This window comes from Arthrobacter sp. SLBN-53, from assembly GCF_006715585.1.
Lineage (GTDB): Bacteria > Actinomycetota > Actinomycetes > Mycobacteriales > Mycobacteriaceae > Mycobacterium > Mycobacterium neoaurum_A.
This window is the reverse complement of the sequence record NZ_VFNN01000001.1, coordinates 5348835-5366707: the sequence shown is the minus strand read 5'-3', so window position 1 is coordinate 5366707 and position 17873 is coordinate 5348835. Positions and strand designations below refer to the sequence as shown.

17 protein-coding genes and 1 pseudogene are annotated in these 17873 nt (G+C 65.6%); 8 read left to right on the top strand and 10 right to left on the bottom strand.

Translation table 11 applies throughout. From position 1 onward, the window contains the following. From FBY28_RS25690 to FBY28_RS25670, 5 genes are all read left to right on the top strand, one after another. Positions 1-612, top strand: a 612-nt coding sequence (locus FBY28_RS25690; protein ID WP_141869946.1) for a RecB family exonuclease, incomplete at its 5' end; no start/stop codon positions are given. Next, a complete protein-coding gene (locus FBY28_RS25685; RefSeq protein WP_141869945.1) occupies positions 609-1427 on the top strand; it encodes a thioesterase family protein in 819 nt (272 codons plus the stop codon). The genes FBY28_RS25690 and FBY28_RS25685, both read left to right, overlap by 4 nt. Positions 1428-1477: 50 nt before the next feature. Continuing rightward, positions 1478-1789, top strand: a complete 312-nt coding sequence (locus tag FBY28_RS25680; RefSeq protein WP_141869944.1) for a metalloregulator ArsR/SmtB family transcription factor — start codon at positions 1478-1480, stop codon at positions 1787-1789. Then, a complete protein-coding gene (locus FBY28_RS25675; protein WP_141869943.1) occupies positions 1786-2301 on the top strand; it encodes an SRPBCC family protein in 516 nt (171 codons plus the stop codon). The genes FBY28_RS25680 and FBY28_RS25675 overlap by 4 nt, the downstream gene beginning before the upstream one ends. Then, positions 2291-2893: a flavodoxin family protein gene (locus FBY28_RS25670; RefSeq protein WP_216847960.1), complete on the top strand. Its 603-nt coding sequence runs from the start codon at positions 2291-2293 to the stop codon at positions 2891-2893. Before FBY28_RS25675 ends, FBY28_RS25670 begins: the two co-directional genes overlap by 11 nt. Before the next feature lie 77 nt (positions 2894-2970). On the opposite strand, the gene FBY28_RS25665 is transcribed toward FBY28_RS25670, so the two are convergent. After that, positions 2971-3717: a TetR/AcrR family transcriptional regulator gene (locus tag FBY28_RS25665; RefSeq protein WP_141869942.1), complete on the bottom strand. Its 747-nt coding sequence runs from the start codon at positions 3715-3717 to the stop codon at positions 2971-2973. A gap of 135 nt (positions 3718-3852) precedes the next feature. On the opposite strand from FBY28_RS25665, the pseudogene FBY28_RS26465 reads away from it, so the two are divergent. Continuing rightward, positions 3853-4437, top strand: a pseudogene (locus FBY28_RS26465) (lysophospholipid acyltransferase family protein); the annotation flags it as partial. A gap of 457 nt (positions 4438-4894) precedes the next feature. Here FBY28_RS26465 and FBY28_RS25655 read toward each other — a convergent pair. Further along, a complete protein-coding gene (locus FBY28_RS25655) occupies positions 4895-5431 on the bottom strand; it encodes a nuclear transport factor 2 family protein (protein ID WP_141869941.1) in 537 nt (178 codons plus the stop codon). Further along, positions 5428-6498: a phosphotransferase gene (locus FBY28_RS25650; protein WP_160145529.1), complete on the bottom strand. Its 1071-nt coding sequence runs from the start codon at positions 6496-6498 to the stop codon at positions 5428-5430. Before FBY28_RS25650 ends, FBY28_RS25655 begins: the two co-directional genes overlap by 4 nt. 126 nt (positions 6499-6624) lie before the next feature. On the opposite strand from FBY28_RS25650, the gene FBY28_RS25645 reads away from it, so the two are divergent. Further along, positions 6625-7236, top strand: a complete 612-nt coding sequence (locus tag FBY28_RS25645) for a TetR family transcriptional regulator (RefSeq protein ID WP_141869939.1) — start codon at positions 6625-6627, stop codon at positions 7234-7236. A gap of 23 nt (positions 7237-7259) precedes the next feature. On the opposite strand, the gene FBY28_RS25640 is transcribed toward FBY28_RS25645, so the two are convergent. The 5 genes from FBY28_RS25640 to FBY28_RS25620 all read right to left on the bottom strand — a co-directional run bounded on the left by FBY28_RS25640 (position 7260) and on the right by FBY28_RS25620 (position 11886). Then, positions 7260-8636 (bottom strand): FAD-containing oxidoreductase, encoded by a 1377-nt coding sequence (locus tag FBY28_RS25640; protein ID WP_141869938.1) that lies wholly within the window; start codon positions 8634-8636, stop codon positions 7260-7262. Next, a complete protein-coding gene (locus FBY28_RS25635) occupies positions 8636-9136 on the bottom strand; it encodes a DUF4126 family protein (RefSeq protein WP_141869937.1) in 501 nt (166 codons plus the stop codon). Before FBY28_RS25635 ends, FBY28_RS25640 begins: the two co-directional genes overlap by 1 nt. 79 nt (positions 9137-9215) lie before the next feature. Beyond that, positions 9216-10061, bottom strand: a complete 846-nt coding sequence (gene hisG, locus FBY28_RS25630; protein ID WP_141869936.1) for an ATP phosphoribosyltransferase — start codon at positions 10059-10061, stop codon at positions 9216-9218. A 2-nt stretch (positions 10062-10063) separates the two neighbouring features. Beyond that, on the bottom strand, positions 10064-10345 hold the full coding sequence (locus FBY28_RS25625; protein ID WP_019512899.1) for a phosphoribosyl-ATP diphosphatase: 282 nt from the start codon (positions 10343-10345) through the stop codon (positions 10064-10066). Between the two features lie 71 nt (positions 10346-10416). After that, positions 10417-11886 (bottom strand): sugar porter family MFS transporter, encoded by a 1470-nt coding sequence (locus FBY28_RS25620; protein ID WP_141869935.1) that lies wholly within the window; start codon positions 11884-11886, stop codon positions 10417-10419. A gap of 217 nt (positions 11887-12103) precedes the next feature. Here FBY28_RS25620 and FBY28_RS25615 point away from each other — a divergent pair, with 217 nt between their 5' ends. Next, entirely contained in the window at positions 12104-12907 is an 804-nt protein-coding gene (locus FBY28_RS25615) for a serine hydrolase (RefSeq protein WP_141869934.1), read from the top strand. Here the strand turns inward: FBY28_RS25615 and FBY28_RS25610 are convergent, their stop codons facing one another. Both FBY28_RS25610 and metH read right to left on the bottom strand, forming a co-directional pair. Beyond that, the gene (locus tag FBY28_RS25610) at positions 12908-13591 is read right to left on the bottom strand and encodes an HAD family hydrolase (RefSeq protein WP_141869933.1); all 684 of its coding nucleotides are present in this window, start codon (positions 13589-13591) and stop codon (positions 12908-12910) included. A gap of 319 nt (positions 13592-13910) precedes the next feature. Further along, positions 13911-17573 carry a methionine synthase gene (metH, locus tag FBY28_RS25600; protein WP_524912050.1) on the bottom strand — a complete coding sequence of 1221 codons (3663 nt, stop codon included), beginning with the start codon at positions 17571-17573 and terminating at the stop codon, positions 13911-13913. Positions 17574-17873 lie beyond the last annotated feature (300 nt).

Here is a 17873-nt window from a genome sequence, read left to right as displayed (position 1 = left end):
GATCCCGCGCTGGAACGGATCGCCGCCGAGCACGCCGCCGGCGGCCAGGAACTCGATGCCGAGCTGCGCCCCGCACTCGTGCGCGATGCCCGCAAGCTGCTCTCGGGTTACTACCGGCTGGAGGATCCGACCCGGTTCGACCCACACAGCTGCGAACAACGGGTCGAGGTCGAGCTCGATGACGGCACGCTGCTGCGCGGATTTGTCGACCGCATCGACGTGGCCCCCACCGGCGAGATGCGCGTGGTCGACTACAAGACCGGCAAGGCACCGTCGGAGCTCTGGGCGCTGGCCGAAGCCAAGGCGCTGTTCCAGATGAAGTTCTACGCGGTGGCGCTGTGGCGATCTCGCGGCGTGTTACCCGCCCGGTTGCGGCTGATCTATCTGGCCGACGGCCAGGTTCTGGACTACTCCCCCGATCCCGAGGAGTTGGTCCGGTTCGAGCGCACCCTGACCGCCATCTGGCGCGCAATCCAATCGGCCGGGCGCACCGGCGATTTCCGGGCCAAGCGATCCAAGCTGTGCGATTGGTGCGCGCACCAGGCGCGGTGTCCCGAATTCGGTGGCGCGCCGCCGCCGTATCCGGGTTGGCCGGAGGTGCCCGCCGAATGACCGCCGCACATACCGATACTTCGTTGGCACCGCACTACCGTCGGCTGGGATCCGATGGCGGGGTTCAGCTGTTCGAGTCGACCATCAGCACGGCCAGCAACTGGGGTACCGCCATCCAGCACGGCTCCCCGCCGCTGGCCCTGCTGACAAAGACCATCGAGGAGCTGTACTTCGACCGGCCCCAGCTGCGGGTCGGGCGACTCCTGCTCGACATCCTCGGCGCCATTCCGGTCGCACCCGTACGGGTGCGCGCGTGGGTGCAACGGCCGGGCGCACGGATCAGCCTGGCGGTCGCCGAGATGTGTCCGGCGGACGCGCCGGACCGTCCGGTGGCCCGGATGAGCGCATGGCTACTGGCCATCAGTGACACCGCCGACGTCTGCACCGACCGATATGCCCCGCTGACCGAGGGGGTGGCCGTCGACAGCGCCCACGGTTGGCTCGGAGCTCCCGGCTATCTGGAAACCGTGAGTTGGCGTAACCAGGCCACCGAACCGGGCGTGGCCGCCCAGGCCTGGATGAGTCCGCTGGTGCCGCTGGTCGACGACGAGCCGACGACCCCATTGCAGCGGTTGGCCCAGGTGGTCGACTCGGCCAACGGGATCGGCGCCGTGCTGGATCCCACCGACTTCGCCTTCATGAATACCGACACCGCCGTATACCTGCACCGAGTACCGCGCGGGAACGATTTCGGCCTGCGCGCACGGGCGTCCATCGGCCCGGACGGTGTCGGCGTGACAACGGCCGAGATCTTCGACCGCGACGGTTTCATAGGGACTTCGGCGCAGACCCTGCTGGTACAGCGCGCCCACTGACCCCAAATATCGCATTGCGTCTATATAGATGAAATGCGATACTGATGGACGTGGATGTCTTCGAAGCGGTCGCCGAACCCAGCCGCCGGGTACTGCTGGACGTATTACGCGAAGGTGAGCGCACGGCAGGCGAACTGGTGGCCAGCCTGCCCGAGCTGACCCAGCCGACGGTGTCGCGCCACCTCCGCGTACTGCGCGAGGTCGGCCTGGTCGAGGTGCGTTCGGATGCGCAGCGCCGGATCTACGCGTTGCGCGCCGACGGTCTGGTCGAGATGGACGAGTGGCTGGACCGCTACCGGCAGTTCTGGACGGCCCACCTGGACGCACTCGAGCGCCATCTCGACAACCCGGAGCAGTCATGAGCGACACCGCAGGCGATCTCATCATCGACGGGGACCGCGCCACGCTGCGCTTCGATCGCTGGCTGGCACATCCGCCGGCCACGGTCTGGGCGGCGCTCACCGAACCCGCGCAGCGCGTCCGGTGGATGGGCCCCACCGTCATCGAACCGCGTGCCGGCGGACGCATCGACATGGTTCCCACCGATCCCCCGACCCCCGAAGCCGCCAAGCGGATGACCGGCCGGATCACCGTCTGGGACCCACCGCACGTGCTCGAACACGAATGGAACCAGCGGATCGCCGAACCGGGATACGTGCGTTACGAACTGCACCCCGAGAACGCCGGCACGCGGTTGGTGCTCACCCACCGCGGCCTCGGCGTGCGTAACGCCGGCGGCTTCCGACCGGGCACCCACGCGTTCCTGGACCGACTCACCGCGCTACTGGACGGAGCGCCGCTCCCACCCTGGCGCAACCGCTATCGCCAACTGGCACAGACGATTTACCACGGAGGAGATAACCATGATGTCTGACACCCCGTCCACCGTCGCGGTGGCCTACCACTCCGGTTTCGGCCACACCGCCACGTTGGCGGGCGCCGTCGCCGACGGCGCCCGCGAGGCGGGTGCCCGCGTCGACATGGTCGACCTCGGCGAGCTGACCGAGACCGCGTGGGCCACCCTCGACAACGCCGATGCCATCATCTTCGGCGCACCCACCTATATGGGCAACATCTCGGCAGGCTTCCAGGCATTCGCCGAGCAGACCGGAAGGCGCTGTGTGACCGGGGCCTGGCGGGACAAGGTGGCCGCCGGATTCACCAACTCCGGGGCCAAGAGCGGTGACAAGCTCACCGCGTTGATCTCGCTGTCCGTCTTCGCCGCCCAGCACCACATGCATTGGGTCAACCTGGGTTTGGGTCCGGGCTGGAACAGCTCCGCGGGCAGCGAGCACGACCTCAATCGGCTGGGATTCTGGCTAGGAGCCGGCGCCCAGACCGATGTCGACGCCGATCGCCACGATGTGCATGCCGCCGATCTGGCGACCTTCACCCATCTGGGCGGGCGCGTCGCGCAGGTTACCGCCCAGCTCGCCGCGGGGCGCGCGGTCACGTCAGCGGCTTGAGATCTTGTAACAGCGTCGGACTCGACTCGCACAGCGATTCCATGTCACGCATACCCCGTCCGGTCAACGGATGCCGGTCAGTTCGCTCCCGAGGCGCCCTTGCCGTTCGCCTTGCGTGCCTCCGATGAAGTGATCATCCGCATGGCGATCGTCGCGCAAGTGCGCATGTGGTCGTCGATCCGATCCGCGGTGGACCGAATCGCTTTTTTGGTGGCGCGTTCTGGACCCAGTAGCGCAGTGACCGCTTTGCCGAGCACAGCCAATGGATCATCCGCCTTCACCGGCCCCGGCGAAGGATCGAGGATGGCCATGGTGAATCCGCCGATCAGGCCGTTCAGCGCGAACACTTGATCCTCGAGCTCCCAGTCGGTGCGAGCAAGTCCGCTCTCACGCCACAGTGGAAGGATGACACGCAGCATGGCGGCCGGCCCCAACTCCGCGTGGAAGCTGCGCGAACGGGGATCATCGGTCAGCATGCCGAGCAGGTCATGGTCGTTGCGCTGGAGCGCAGCGATCAGCGGTTGACTGGTCGCGAGACCGACGATCGTCGAGCAGAACCGCGATGGCCGGGCCAGATCGCCGTCCGCTTCCAGGAGTTGGATCACTGCTTCGACCTGACGCAGAAACTCCCTTCCGATCAGACCCAGCAGCAGATCTTCCTTGGTCGGCCAATAGAGATAGACGGTGCCCTTTCCCACGTGTGCGCGGGCGGCAACGTCGGCAACAGTGAATCCCTTGGCTCCGCGACTGACCAGAAGTTCGTTGGCTGCGGCCAGGAGCCGCGCGGCCCTTGCCGAGCTGTTTTCGGGCAGATCGAAGACCATCGAGCTCATCGCCACGATGATAACGGCCCGGCACGCTGCACACATTCAGAACCATATGACCAGAATGGTCGTTTGGTCAGTTTTGCGGCTATCATCGTGTGACGTCCACGAACGTCAACGAGCAGAGGAAGATTGATGAACGACGCACAGGGTTCGGCATCGGAGCGTTCGATCGCGGCCGGCGAGGGCAGAAACCCGGTTGATCAGTCGGCCCGGGTTACCGCTTGGGAGAAAGCGATCTTCGCGGGTGCCGATCGCCTGAACCCGTTCATCGATTTCGCTCGCCCGTATGTCGACGGGCTCGAGAATCTGCCGCGCGACGGCCGCTTCCTCTTGGTCGGAAACCACACCGTTGTGGGCTCCATGGCCGAGACGGTGATGATCCCTTATGTCGTGCACCGGGAGCTCGGAGTCCGGGTCAGAGGCCTTGCCGACAAAGCGATGACGAGAATGCCCAGTCCTGTCGCGGATATCTTCGAGGCAGCCGGCGCCGTCGTCGGTACGCCCGCCAATGGCGCCGCCCTGATGGCCAACGGGGAAACGGTGCTGGTCTTCCCGGGCGGCGGACGCGAGATGCCCAAGTTCAAAGGCGAGGAGTACCAGTTGAACTGGGAGGGGCGTAGCGGCTTTGCCCGACTGGCGATCGCGCACGGCTATCCGATTGTGCCCGCCGCGTCCGTTGGTGGCGACGATATCTACCACGCAACGATTCGGCGAGACGGCTTGTTGGGCCGAGCCGGCCAGCTCGTCGGGAAGCAACTGTTCGGACGTTCCGATGTGGCCATCCCCCCTGATGCGCGGCTTGGGCCCCACCCTCATTCCAGACCCCAAGCGCATGTATCTGCGGTTCGGGCCGCCAATCAGCACAACTCGGACGGACGACTCGGCGAGCACATGGGAGGCCAGCGTCAAGGAGCAGACCAAGCGCGCTCTCGAGCACGAGCTCGCCTCGTTACGGCGACTGCGCGAGACCGATCCGTACCGAAATCTCAATCCGATGGCGTGGAATCGGGCGCTTCGATCTCCGCAGCCGATGCGGTGACGTGGACCGGATGCGCGTGCCACGCGTCCACCCGACCAGCGATTGACCAACAGCGCGCGACCAGCCGATGCGCGGGGCACACAGCTGCGGTGAACCCACCGACAGCGCTTCGGTCAACGTCGCCGGCGAGCACGTTCAATCCGGCACGGGGTTTGTGCTCCTGCGCTGGAAGTGTTCACCGGCCAATACTCGGTAGGACAGATCCTCCTCGGGGTCCATGGGTTTCGCCCCACGGTGTTCGACGGTGCGACTTCGGTCCAGATCGATGACCACTTCCCTACTGGCAAAGCGCCATTGCCCATCTTCTCGCCGGTATCGGTCCAGATAGCGCACACCAACGAACGACTCGATCGGTCGACTGTCGGCGATGGGCAGAATGTGATAGCCGAGCGCGTAGACCTCACCGCTGGCCTCGTCACCATCCAGTTCGATCAGATGATTGCAGACATAGCGCGCGCCGATCTGGATGAACTGAAACGACGACTCCAGAAAGTCGACGTAGGCACTGGCGCTGCCTCGAAAGATGTTGGCGTGATTATCGATACCGTCATTGGTATACAGTGATCGTAACAATGCCGGGTCCTTGCGATCGACACCGCGACAATACCGCAGCGCCAGTTCCCGGATCTCGTCCTTATCGATCAGGGCCTGTAGTCGCTCGTGCGCATTCACCGAATATCCTCGATCGCCGCCGCACTATCGAGATCGCGATATGCGGTAAGGATACGAATATGATTGGCCACATTGACTTCCCACCCGTAATTGGCCACCGGGCAGGTCAACCAACCGATGTAGGCGTTCCATGCCTGGGCACGCCGATGCTCGTCGAATGCCTCGGCCGGCGTCGGAAGATCGTCGACGCCGTGTTGGCGGAGCAGTTCGCGGTGCAGTTCGACGAGCCGCCTTTCGTGCTCGCGCCGCAAGGTCACGTCAAGCCCGGTGGTGATGAAATAGGAGAGGTCGTGCATGTAGTGGCCGCGGACGCTCAGCTGCCAGTCGATGAAACCCATCGTCTGGTCGGGGAGCACAAAAGCGTTGCCCACATGGCAATCTCCGTGCACGAGCGTCTGTTGCAGTCTCGACTGGTGCTGTTGAACCAGCCGAACCTTGTCGAACAGGGATTCCGCGCTCTCACCGACCGATTGCACCAACTCGCGCTTGTGACCGGTACTGGCCACCTCGTCGGCGATCATCGCAGGCACCAGATCGGGATAGTTGAACAGGTCATGCAACTCGCCCGCCAGATGAGTTTGCGCCCATTCCAGTTCCGGGGACGACCAATCGGCACCACTGCCCCAGTGCCGGGCGTGCAGCGCTGCCAGCTGCGCGATGGCGTCTTCGATGCTCGCCATCGAGGGTGAGACAGCGGCCGAAACGAATCGAGCACCCGAGGTGGTCAGGTCGTCGAGGGCCAACCCGAAGCTTCCAGTTTGCTCGTCGAACCAGGCGCCGAGGCATCGCGGCGTTCGGATGAATCGCCAGGGCCGCAGCCGACTGTATGCGGCAACTTCGTTGCGGTACAGCGGGAAAGCGGGTAGCTCCGGACGCGCCACCTTGAGCACGACGTTGGTGGGCAGTCCATTCTCATCCGCGCCGTAGGTCAGCTCCAGATCCACTCGTCCCGCGGTGGAGACTGCGTCCCCCTCACCCCATTGCCACACTCGGCGCACCCTGACATCGCGCACCGAAACCCCGGGATTGAGGGTGCCGATCAGCCGCTCCAGCAGATCGGGGGTCAATTCTCTCGCATCAGCGGGTATCGCACCCAAACCAGACATCGCACCTCCACATGTTCACGCCAACTATCCCACCGAAGCTAATACAAATGGGTTATTCATACAATACGTTCGTGATACTCTTGGCGCATGGACGATGGCGGTCAGCGGCACGGACGCGCCGCGCTCATCGATGCCGCTGAACGTCTGATCGCCACGCAGGGACCTGCGGTGTCGTTGCGACAAGTGGTCACCGAGGCAGGCCAGCGCAACAGTGCCGCCATCCGGTATCACTTCGGCACTCGCGACGAATTGATCGCAGCGGTCATCGACGAGCGGCAGAAGATCTTCGAACCCCTACGCCTGGAGCGGCTCGCCGCGCTTGAGGCGATGGCGACCCCGACCCCGCACGGACTCCTCGAGGCGCTACTCGGACCGGTCTTCGAATACCAGCGCGTAAATCCGAACAGCTACCACGCTCGCTTCATGGAAAAGGTCCGCGACTACCCCGGCATCGAACTGGTCGGTCGACCCGATTGGGCTGCGACGACTTTGATCGTCGGTCGCCTCACCGCCATCGCACCAGAATCCGGCGTGGATCGCTCGATTCGCATTCGTGGTTTGATCACCATCGTGTTCGCGCTGCTTGCCGATCTGGAACGCCAAGACCGCCAGTCACCCGAGCTGCGCATTGCCGCCGAAAATGCAATCCTCGACATGGTCCTCGGTGTGGTCAGCACGTTCTCGACACAGGATTCTTGAGGCGGATGCTGTGCTGGTTTCGGCTACGTCAGCGGCTTGAGATCCTGCAACAGGGTCGGAATCAACTCGCTGACCGTGGGATGGATGTGCATGGTGCGCGATATCGCGGTGTAGGGCAGCTTCGCGGTCATCACGTCCAGGATCGAGTGCACCACCTCATCGCCACCGACGCCGAGGATCGAGGCACCGAGGATCTGCTGCGTCTCGGCGTCCACCACCACCTTCATCAAGCCCTGGGTCTCACCCTTCTCCACTGCCCGGCCGACCCTGGTCATCGGACGCGTGCCCACCAACGCCTTCCGGCCCGAGCGCAGTACCTCGTCCGCGGTCATCCCGGCCCGGCCCAGCGGCGGGTCGATGTAGAGCGCATAGGTCGGCACCCGGTCACTGACCCGGCGTGGATCATCGTCGAGCAGATTGGCCGCGACGATCTCGAAATCGTTGTAGGAGGTGTGGGTGAACGCACCCTTACCGTTGCAGTCCCCCATCGCCCAGATATGTTCGACGGAGGTACGTAGCCGGTCGTCGACCTCGATATAACCGCGGTGATCTGTGCGCACCCCGGCCTTGTCCAGGCCCAGATCGTCGGTGTTGGGTGTCCGCCCCACGGCTATCAGCGCGTGGCTGCCCCTGATGGGTTCGGCGCCGGCCCGTGGCGTCACTTCGAACCCGTTGTCGCGCTTGGTGAACCGGATATCGTCGGCGGCGGTGTGCACGACGATCCCCTCGGCCTCCAGGATGCCGCGAATGGCGGCGGACACATCCTCGTCCTCGCGCGAGGTCAGTCTCGGCCCACGTTCGACGATGGTGACCGCTGCCCCGAATCGACGGTACATCTGCGCGAACTCCAGCGCGATATAGCTGCCGCCGATCACCACCAGGTGTTCGGGAACGGTATCGAGTTCCAGCACAGACACATTCGTCAGATAGTCGATATCGGACAGGCCGGGCAGGTCGGGCACCACCGCCCGGCCACCGACATTGAGGAAGATCCGGTCCGCGCTGATGAGCTTGCCGTCGACGTCCATGGTGTGCGGATCGACGAAACGGGCGTGTCCGCGCAGCAGTATCGCGCCGTTCATCCCTTCGATCCAGGATTCGACCCCATGGCGGTCGGACTCGACGATGTCGTCCTTGCGCGCCTTCACCTTGGCCATATCGACGGTGACCGAGCCGTTATCGATGCCGAAATCGGCTCCGCGGCGCGCGATATGGGCCGCGTGCGCACTGGCCACCAGCGTCTTGGTGGGGATGCAGCCGGAGTTCACGCAGGTGCCGCCGACCAGCTTGCGCTCGATCACCGCGACGCGTTGGCCGGCGTCGGTGAGCCGGCCGGCCAGCGGCGGACCGGCCTGCCCCGCGCCGACGATGATGGCGTCGAAGGCCGTTGTCTGCGGCATCAGATCAGCGACGCGAGGTAGACCACCGCACATCCACCCGCCACGGCGATCACGTCTTCGACGAGGGCCACCGGGAGATCCTTGCCGCCGTTGCGCTCGACCACTGCCTTGCGGGCCCGGTAGCCGCCCATGGTGCCCAGCACCGCGCCGACGAGGCCTGCACCGATACCGGAGATGACGTTGCCAGCGGACGCATCACCGATGACGCCGCTGACCAAGACCGCACCGGCGAAGGCGCCGGTGAACAGGCGCGCGACGAACTGCATGGTGACCGTGCGCGGCGGTGTGGCGGGCAGCTGATCGGTGACCAGTTCGACCACCAGCAGGATGGTGAGCACCGTGACCGTGATCGGGTGAGCCAGCCACTGCGCCCAGGTCCCGTCGAGTTCGATCCAGCCGAGCAGACCGCCCCAGGCCACCGCAGCCGGTGGCGTGAGTGCGCGCAGACCGGCCACCACGCCGATCAACAGCGCCAGCAGCAGAACCAGGACCACCGTCATGAGCACCTCCGCGCTGGACCAGCTGACCTCCGGACGCTAACACGCATGACGCTGATGAGCCGGGTGATCCGGCAGCCGATCAGAACCGGCAGAAGCGGATATCGGAGGCCAGGATCGCCTTGGCGCCGATCGCGGCGAGCTGATCCATGATGGTGTTGACCGTCCGGCGCGGCACCAGCGCGCGCACCGCCACCCAATCGGGATCGGCCAACGGCGCGATGGTGGGCGATTCCAGACCCGGTGTGACCGCGGTCGCCTGGTCCAGAACCGTGCGCGGACAGTCATAGTCGAGCATCAGGTATTGCTGGCCGAAGACCACGCCCTGCACCCGGGCCGCCAACTGGTCGCGGGCCGGGTCGGCTTCGGAGTCCGACCGTTCGATCAGAATGGCCTCCGAATCGCACAGCGACTCACCGAAGGCGACCAGATTGTGCAACCGCAGCGTGCGTCCGGACCCGACGATATCGGCGATCACATCGGCCACCCCGAGCTGGATCGAGATCTCCACCGCACCATCGAGCCGGATCACCGTCGCTTCGATTCCCTTGGCAGCCAGATCACGACGGACCAGATTCGGATAGGCGGTGGCGATCCGCTTGCCCGCGAGGTCGGCCACCTGCCAGTCCTGACCCTCCGGGGCCGCGTAGCGGAACGTCGACGAACCGAAGCCCAACGCGAGCCGTTCCTTGACCGGCGCATCGGCGTCGGCGGCCAGATCACGGCCGGTGATGCCGAGATCCAGCTCCCCCGAGCCCACATAGATCGCGATGTCCTTGGGTCGCAAGAAGAAGAACTCGACGTTGTTCGCCGGGTCGACGACGGTCAGATCCTTGGGATCGGTGCGGCGGCGGTAGCCGGCCTCCGAGAGGATCTCCGACGCCGATTCACTGAGTGCACCCTTGTTGGGCACCGCGACGCGCAACATGGTCACAGGTTCCGGTAGACGTCGTCGAGCTTCAGCCCCCGCGACAGCATCAGCACCTGGGTCCAATACAGCAGCTGGCTGATCTCCTCGGCCAGTGCCGCGTCGCTCTCGTGCTCGGCCGCCAGCCACACCTCGCCGGCTTCCTCGAGGATCTTCTTGCCAAGGCCGTGGACGCCGGAGTCCAGTGCGGCGACCGTCCCACTCCCGGCGGGACGGGTCTTGGCTTTCTCACTGAGCTCGGCGAACAGGGCCTCGAAGGTCTTCACGGACAGCGATTGTTTCATGCGCCGAACCCAACTCCCAACGGGATTGCGCCCCGGCGGCACGTGCGCCTCGCTGATTCAACCCCGAAAGGTCACTTCCCCACCGCGTCGTCGGTACTCAACAGCTCGGCATGCATGTCCTCCAGAGACACTCCCTTGGTCTCACGCACCCACTTGGACACGAACACGAAGGAGAGCACCGCGCACAGCGCGTAGAAGCCGTAGGCCAGCCCCAGGTGGTTGCGCAGCTCCGGGAACGTCACGGTGATGGCCCAGTTGGCGGCCCATTGCCCCGCGGCGGCAAGGCCCAGCGCGGCGGCACGGATGCGGTTGGGGAACATCTCTCCGAGCAGCACCCAGACCACCGGGCCCCAGGACATGCCGAACGCGACCACGAAGAGATTGGCCGCGACGAGCGCGATGACGCCGGAAGCTCCCGGGAGGCTGGGAGTGCCGTCGGGGTTGACCGTGGCATTGGCGAAGATGACCGCCATGGTCGCCAGGGTGACCGCCATCCCGGCCGACCCGATGAGCAGCAGCGGTTTGCGGCCGATCTTGTCGATGAGGGCAATGGCGATGAGGGTGGTCAGCACGTTGATCACCGAGGTGATCACGGTGTAGACCGCCGACTCGTCGGCGCTGAATCCGACGGCCTGCCACAGCACATTGGAGTAGTAGAAGATCACGTTGATGCCGACGAACTGCTGGAAGATCGATAGTCCCAGACCCACCCAGACGATGCCGTAGACCCCACCGGCGGGTTTGCGCAGGTCGCGCCACGACGGTTTGTCCTCGCGTTCCAGGGTGTCCTGGATGCGGGTGATGGTGATCTCCAGATTCTTCTGGCCGAGCAACATGCTCAAGACCCGGCGCGCTTCCGGAATCTTGTGGCTGGCAACGAGATAGCGCGGCGATTCCGGAATGGTGAAGGCCAGCGCACCGTAGAGCACCGCAGGCACGGCCATCGCCAGGAACATCCAGCGCCACGCGTCGAGGCCCAGCCACAGCACCTCGTTGGGTCCGCCCGCGGCCCACTGCAGCAGCCAGTTGATGACAAACGAGGCGAAGATGCCCAACACGATGGCCAGCTGCTGCAGCGAACCCAACCGGCCACGAATCTGAGGCGGTGAGGTCTCGGCGATATAGGCCGGTGCGATCACCGAGGCCACGCCCACCCCGAGGCCACCGACGATTCGGAACAGCACCACCGTCCACACATCGTGCGCCAGGCCGGTGCCGAACGCGCTGATCAAGAACAGGACCGCGGCGATCTTCATGACCGCGATCCGGCCGATCCGATCGGCGATACGTCCGGCCGTCATCGCGCCCGCCGCGGCACCCAGGAGCGCGGAGGCGACCGCGAACCCCAGTTCGGCGTTGCCGATCCCGAAGTCTTCCTGGATCGAGCTCACCGCGCCGTTGATCACCGCGCTGTCATAACCGAACAAGAGGCCGCCGAGTGCGGCCACCGCGGCGATCCGTACCGCCGTTCGGCCGGAATTGAAACTGGCGTCACCATCGAACAACGAGGCTTCGTCGCCTCCGACCGGACCGTGCGTCATCGAGATCGTCCTTCCCCGGCACCGTGATGCGTGTCACTTCACGATGGCACAGACGTGGCCGTGGCGGGTCGATAATCCGCGGCGTTTCGGCCTCTTTGCCGCAATCAGCCGATGGCGGCCGCCGGGTGATCATGAGCGGTATCCGATTGGGCGTGCCGCAGCAGGGGTAATGCGGAAAGATCTTCGGTTCGGTTCGGATCAGCTCGCAGGGAGACCCATGTTCGGCAAACTGTCCATCCTCGCGCTCGCCGGACTGCTGTGGGTCCCGCTGAGTCCGGCCGGGGCCGAGCCCGGCGATATCGACGAACGGGTACAGATGGCCACCAGCGAGGCCGCCTCCTCCGGTGCCGACCTCGAGCTCGCCATACTCGACCGAGACACCGGCCGGCTCGTGTCCAACGGCAACACCTCCTTTCCCATCGCATCGGTGGTCAAGCTGTTCATCGCCGACGATGCGCTGTACCGCGAGTCGACGGGATCGTCGACCTTGTCCGAGTCCGATCACGCCGCGCTGGACGCCATGTTGCGATCGTCCGAAGATGGTGCGGCCCAGATGTTCTGGGACCGCGGTGGCCGCAACGCCGTGATCGACCGCGTCACACGGCGATACGGACTGGCCGCAACGAACGCGCCTGCCAACGGACACTGGGATGTCACCCAGAGCACGGCCGCCGATCTGGTGCACTACTACGACATGCTGCTCAACGGTTCCGGCGGGCTCCCGCCGAAGCAGACCGAGATCATCATCGGCAATCTGGCCGGCTTCACACCACAGGGGGCCGATGGTTACCCGCAACGGTTCGGGCTGCCCGACGGGCTGTCGGGCACCCCGCTGGCCGTCAAGCAGGGCTGGTTCTGCTGCTGGAACGGGGACAACCAACTCCACGTCTCCACCGGCATCGTGGGCGCCGACCGCCGCTACGTGCTGGCGATCAGCTCGTTGGATCCCAATGGCGCCGCCGGCGCCAGGGACACCATGACGCGCGCCGTGCGCACGCTTTTCCCGTCCGGAACGCCGTGATCAGGCGCTGCGTTCGCCGCTGACCACGCCGAGCTCGGTGTGGATATCGCGCAGTGCGTGCACATCGAGGTCCGCCAGCGATGCGGCGTGCCGGCGCCGCGGCCCGCCGGGCACCGCGACCTCGTTGGGTACGACCAGCACTGCGCAACCGGCCGCCTCCGCAGCGGCCGCCCCCGTGACGGAGTCCTCGACGGCCAGGCACGCGGACGGGTCCAGGCCCAGCAGCGTGGCGGCGCGCAGATAGGGATCCGGCGCGGGCTTGCCGCTGGGCACCTCGTCACCGCATACGGTCACCGCGAAGTAGTCCCGCCCGATGCTGTCGAGGGCCTTCTCGGTGAGCACACGGCGCGTATTGGTCACCAACCCCATCGTGACGTCGGCGACCGTCAGCGCATCGAGCATCTCCCGGGCGCCGGCACACCACGGCAGGCCCTCGGCGAAGAGCTCACCGACGTAATCGTGCATCCAGTCCGCGGTGCGCGCCATGTCCTCGGGATCGGGTGGCAAACCGAGATCCGCGTAGACGATCGCCAAGACGTTCTCGCTCGACCCGCCGATCGTGCTGGTGCGCACCTCGGCGGTCAGTTCGCGATCGTGCTTGCGGTACAGGTCCTGGATTGCGATGTCCCAGAGCTTTTCGGAGTCGACGAGCGTTCCGTCCATATCCCACAACACCGCACGCATGAAACCAGTGTCTCATCGACGCCGACGCGGCCCGAATTGTCCGATCCCGTGGATACCGTGCCGGCATGACAATTCCGCTGACGGGCGCAACCGGCACCATCGGCAGGCAGGTGGTCGATGAGTTGATCGCACTGGGCGCCAACGATATCCGCGCGCCGACGGTGAACCCGGCGTAGGCCGCGCTGCCCGATCCGGTGACCGCCGTCACCGGCTACCCGGGAAAGCCTGCTTCGTTACCCGCGGTGTTATACGGGGTCGAGCGGGTCTAACGTGCACCCGTCACCCCGATGTGTCGTCTGACAGATGCCGGCCTGGGAGATCAGTCCTCCGGGTTGTAGCCCAGGTTGGGCGCCAGCCAGCGCTCGGCCTCGGCCAGCGTCCACCCCTTGCGCTTGGCGTAGTCGGCCACCTGATCCTGCGCCAGCCGACCGACCACGAAGTACTGCGACTGCGGGTGCGAGAAGTACCACCCGCTGACCGCCGCACCCGGCCACATCGCCATCGACTCGGTCAGCTCGATACCGGTCCGCTTCGTCACGTCCAGCAGCTCGAACAGGGTCGTCTTCTCGGTGTGCTCGGGGCACGCCGGGTAGCCGGGGGCCGGTCGGATGCCGACGTATTTCTCGCCGATGAGCGCCTCGTTGGGGAGATCCTCATCGGGTTGGTAACCCCAGAACTCGGTGCGGACGCGCTGATGCATACGTTCGGCGAACGCCTCGGCGAGCCGGTCGGCGAGCGACTCCAGCAGGATGGCGCTGTAGTCGTCGTGATCGGCCTTGAACTCGGTGATCTTGTCCGCGCTGCCCAGGCCCGCCGTCACGGCGAATGCGCCGACGTGGTCGGCCAGCCCGGTCTGCTTGGGCGCGATGAAATCGCCGAGTGACCGGTTCGGGATGCCGTCCCGATGCTCGCCCTGCTGGCGCAGGTTGTGCAGCGTGGTGAGCACCTCGCCGCGCGTCTCGTCGGTGTAGACCTCGACGTCGTCACCGACCGCGTTGGCCGGGAAGAAACCGATGACACCGCTGGCGGTCAGCCACTTCTCCTTGATCAACGTGTCGAGCATCTGCTGCGCGTCGTCGTAGAGCTTGCGGGCGGCCTCACCCGATGCCGGATTGTTGAGGATGTCCGGGAATCGGCCCTTCATCTCCCAGGCGTTGAAGAACGGCTGCCAGTCGATGTACTCCCGCAGCTCGGCCAGGTCGTAGTCTTGGAAGTCTCGTACGAGCGTCCCAATAGCAGGAACCGGCGGCGTGTAGCCCTCCCACTCGATCGGAGTGCGGTTGGCCCGGGCCTTCTCCAGGGTCAACATGGGACGTTCGTTCTTCTGGGCGTGCCGTTCCCGCAGCGAGGCATAGTCGGCCGCGGTCGCCTCCAGCAGCGCGGGACGCTGCTTGTCGTCCAGTAGCGCGGCGGCCACCGGCACCGATCGGGAGGCGTCCTTGACCCACACCACCGGACCCTTACGGCGCGGCGCGACCTTGACAGCGGTGTGCGCGCGCGAGGTCGTCGCACCGCCGATCAGCAGCGGGATCTCCAGGCCCTCGCGTTCCATCTCCGCCGCGAAATTCACCATCTCGTCGAGGCTCGGGGTGATCAGGCCGCTCAACCCGATGATATCGGCATCGTGCTCCTTGGCGGCGTCCAGAATCTTCTGCGCGGGTACCATCACGCCCAGGTCGATCACCTCGAAGTTGTTGCACTGCAACACAACCCCGACGATGTTCTTGCCGATGTCGTGCACATCGCCCTTGACGGTCGCCATGATGATGGTGCCGTTGGTGTCCTTGGTAGAGGCCGTGCCGTTGGCTTCCTTCTCGGCCTCGATGAACGGCAGCAGGTACGCCACGGCCTTCTTCATGACACGCGCGGATTTGACCACCTGAGGCAGGAACATCTTTCCCGAACCGAACAGGTCGCCGACGACGTTCATGCCATCCATCAGCGGTCCCTCGATGACCTCGATCGGCCGTCCGCCGGCGGCCTCGATTTCCGCGCGCAGCTCCTCGGTGTCGGCGTCGACGTTGGCGTCGATGCCCTTCACCAGAGCATGTGTGATGCGCTCACGGACCGGCAGTGACCGCCACTCGGCCGCGGCGGGATCCTCGGACTTCTCGGTCTTGTTGAACCGTTCGGCGATCTCGAGCAGTCGTTCGGCGGCATCTTCGCGCCGGTTGAGGACCACGTCTTCGATCCGGTCCCGTAGTTCGGGATCGATCGAGTCGTACGGCACCAGCGCGCCCGCGTTGACGATCCCCATGTCCAGGCCGGCCTTGATGGCGTGGAAGAGGAACACCGCGTGGATGGCCTCGCGGACCGGATTGTTGCCCCGGAACGAGAACGACACGTTGGAGATGCCGCCGGAGATGTGCACACCCGGCAGGTTCTCCTTGATCCAGGCGCAGGCCTCGATGAAGTCGATCCCGTAGGTGGCGTGCTCCTCGATACCGGTGGCCAGCGCAAAGCAGTTCGGGTCGAAGATGATGTCCTCGGCGGGGAATCCGACCTCTTCGGTGAGCACGCGGTAGGCCCGCCCGCAGATTTCCTTGCGGCGCTCGAGGTTGTCGGCCTGGCCCTGCTCGTCGAAGGCCATCACGACCACGGCGGCGCCGTATTTGCGGCACAACCGGGCCTCGCGGATGAACTTCTCCTCGCCTTCCTTCAGCGAGATCGAGTTCACGATCGGCTTGCCCTGCACATTCTTCAGGCCCGCCTCGATGACCTCCCACTTCGAGGAGTCGATCATCACCGGGACCTTGCTGATATCCGGCTCGGCCGCGATCAGCTTGGTGAACCGGTCCATCGCGGCGACGCCGTCGATCATGCCCTCGTCCATGTTGATGTCGATGACCTGGGCACCGACCTCGACCTGCTGCAGGGCCACCGACAGCGCGGTGTCGTAGTCCTCGGCCTTGATGAGGTTGCGGAACCGCGCCGATCCGGTGATGTTGGTGCGCTCGCCGATGTTCACGAACAGCGAATCGTCGGTGATGTTGAGCGGCTCCAGACCCGACAGCCGGGTGGCCACCCCGATGGTGGGCAGCTCGCGCGGCGGCTTGCCCTCCACCGTTTTGGCGATCTCGGCGATATGCGGCGGCGCGGTGCCACAGCAGCCGCCGACCAGGTTCACCAACCCGGCATCGGCGAACTCGGCGATATAGCCGGCCTGGCGCTCCGGGGACTCGTCGTACTCACCGAAGGCGTTGGGCAGCCCGGCATTGGGATAGCAGGACACGTAGGTGTCCGCGATGCGCGCCATCTCGGCGATGTAGGGCCGCATCTCGGGCGCGCCCAGCGCGCAGTTCAGACCGATGGCCAGCGGTTTGGCATGCCGGATCGCGTTCCAGAACGCCTCGGTGACCTGCCCGGAGAGGGTGCGGCCCGAGGCATCGGTGATGGTGCCGGAGATGATCACCGGCCACCGGCGTCCGCGCTGCTCGAACAGGGTCTCGATGGCGAACACCGCGGCCTTGGCGTTCAGCGAGTCGAAGATCGTCTCGACGATCAGCAGGTCCGAGCCACCGTCGACCAGACCGTTGGCAGCCTCCAGATAGGCCGCGACCAACTGGTCGTAGGACACATTGCGGGCACCGGGATCGTTGACGTCCGGCGAGATCGACGCCGTCCGGGTGGTGGGCCCGATGGCCCCGGCGACGTAGCGGGGCTTCTCGGGCGTGCTGAACTCGTCGGCGGCCGTACGCGCCAGCGCGGCACCGGCGTAGTTGAGCTCGTAGGCCAGCGCGGCCATGTCGTAGTCGGCCAACGAGACCGCGTTCGCGTTGAACGTGTTGGTCTCCAGGATGTCCGCACCCGCTTCGAGGTACTCGCGGTGGATGCCCTCGATGATCTGCGGCTGGGTCAGGTTGAGCAGGTCGTTGTTGCCCTGCAGCGCCGTCGGCCATTCGGTGAACCGGTCGCCGCGGTATCCGGCCTCGTCGGGGCGATCACGCTGGATTGCCGTACCCATCGCGCCGTCGATCACCATGATCCGCTGGTCGAGTGCGGCCGTCAGTTCGGCGGTGCAGTCGGGCCGGATGTTCGGCGGGAACCCGGTCGTTCCAGTGCCGGTCGTTCCAGTGCCGGTCGGCGTCGCTGAGGTGCCAGATGTCGCAGCGGTCACGTGCACTCCTTCCATGACGGAAGGCGTCCTTGACTCTGCCGAGCGTGGCGGATACCGGGGCTTTCGACCCCCTGGTAGCCGTTGCAACGCCTCTCGACGGAGAAAAGTCTACGTCGTCCCCCAAACGACGTCCGGACGCCCATGACGTCGCCGACACCGACCCTG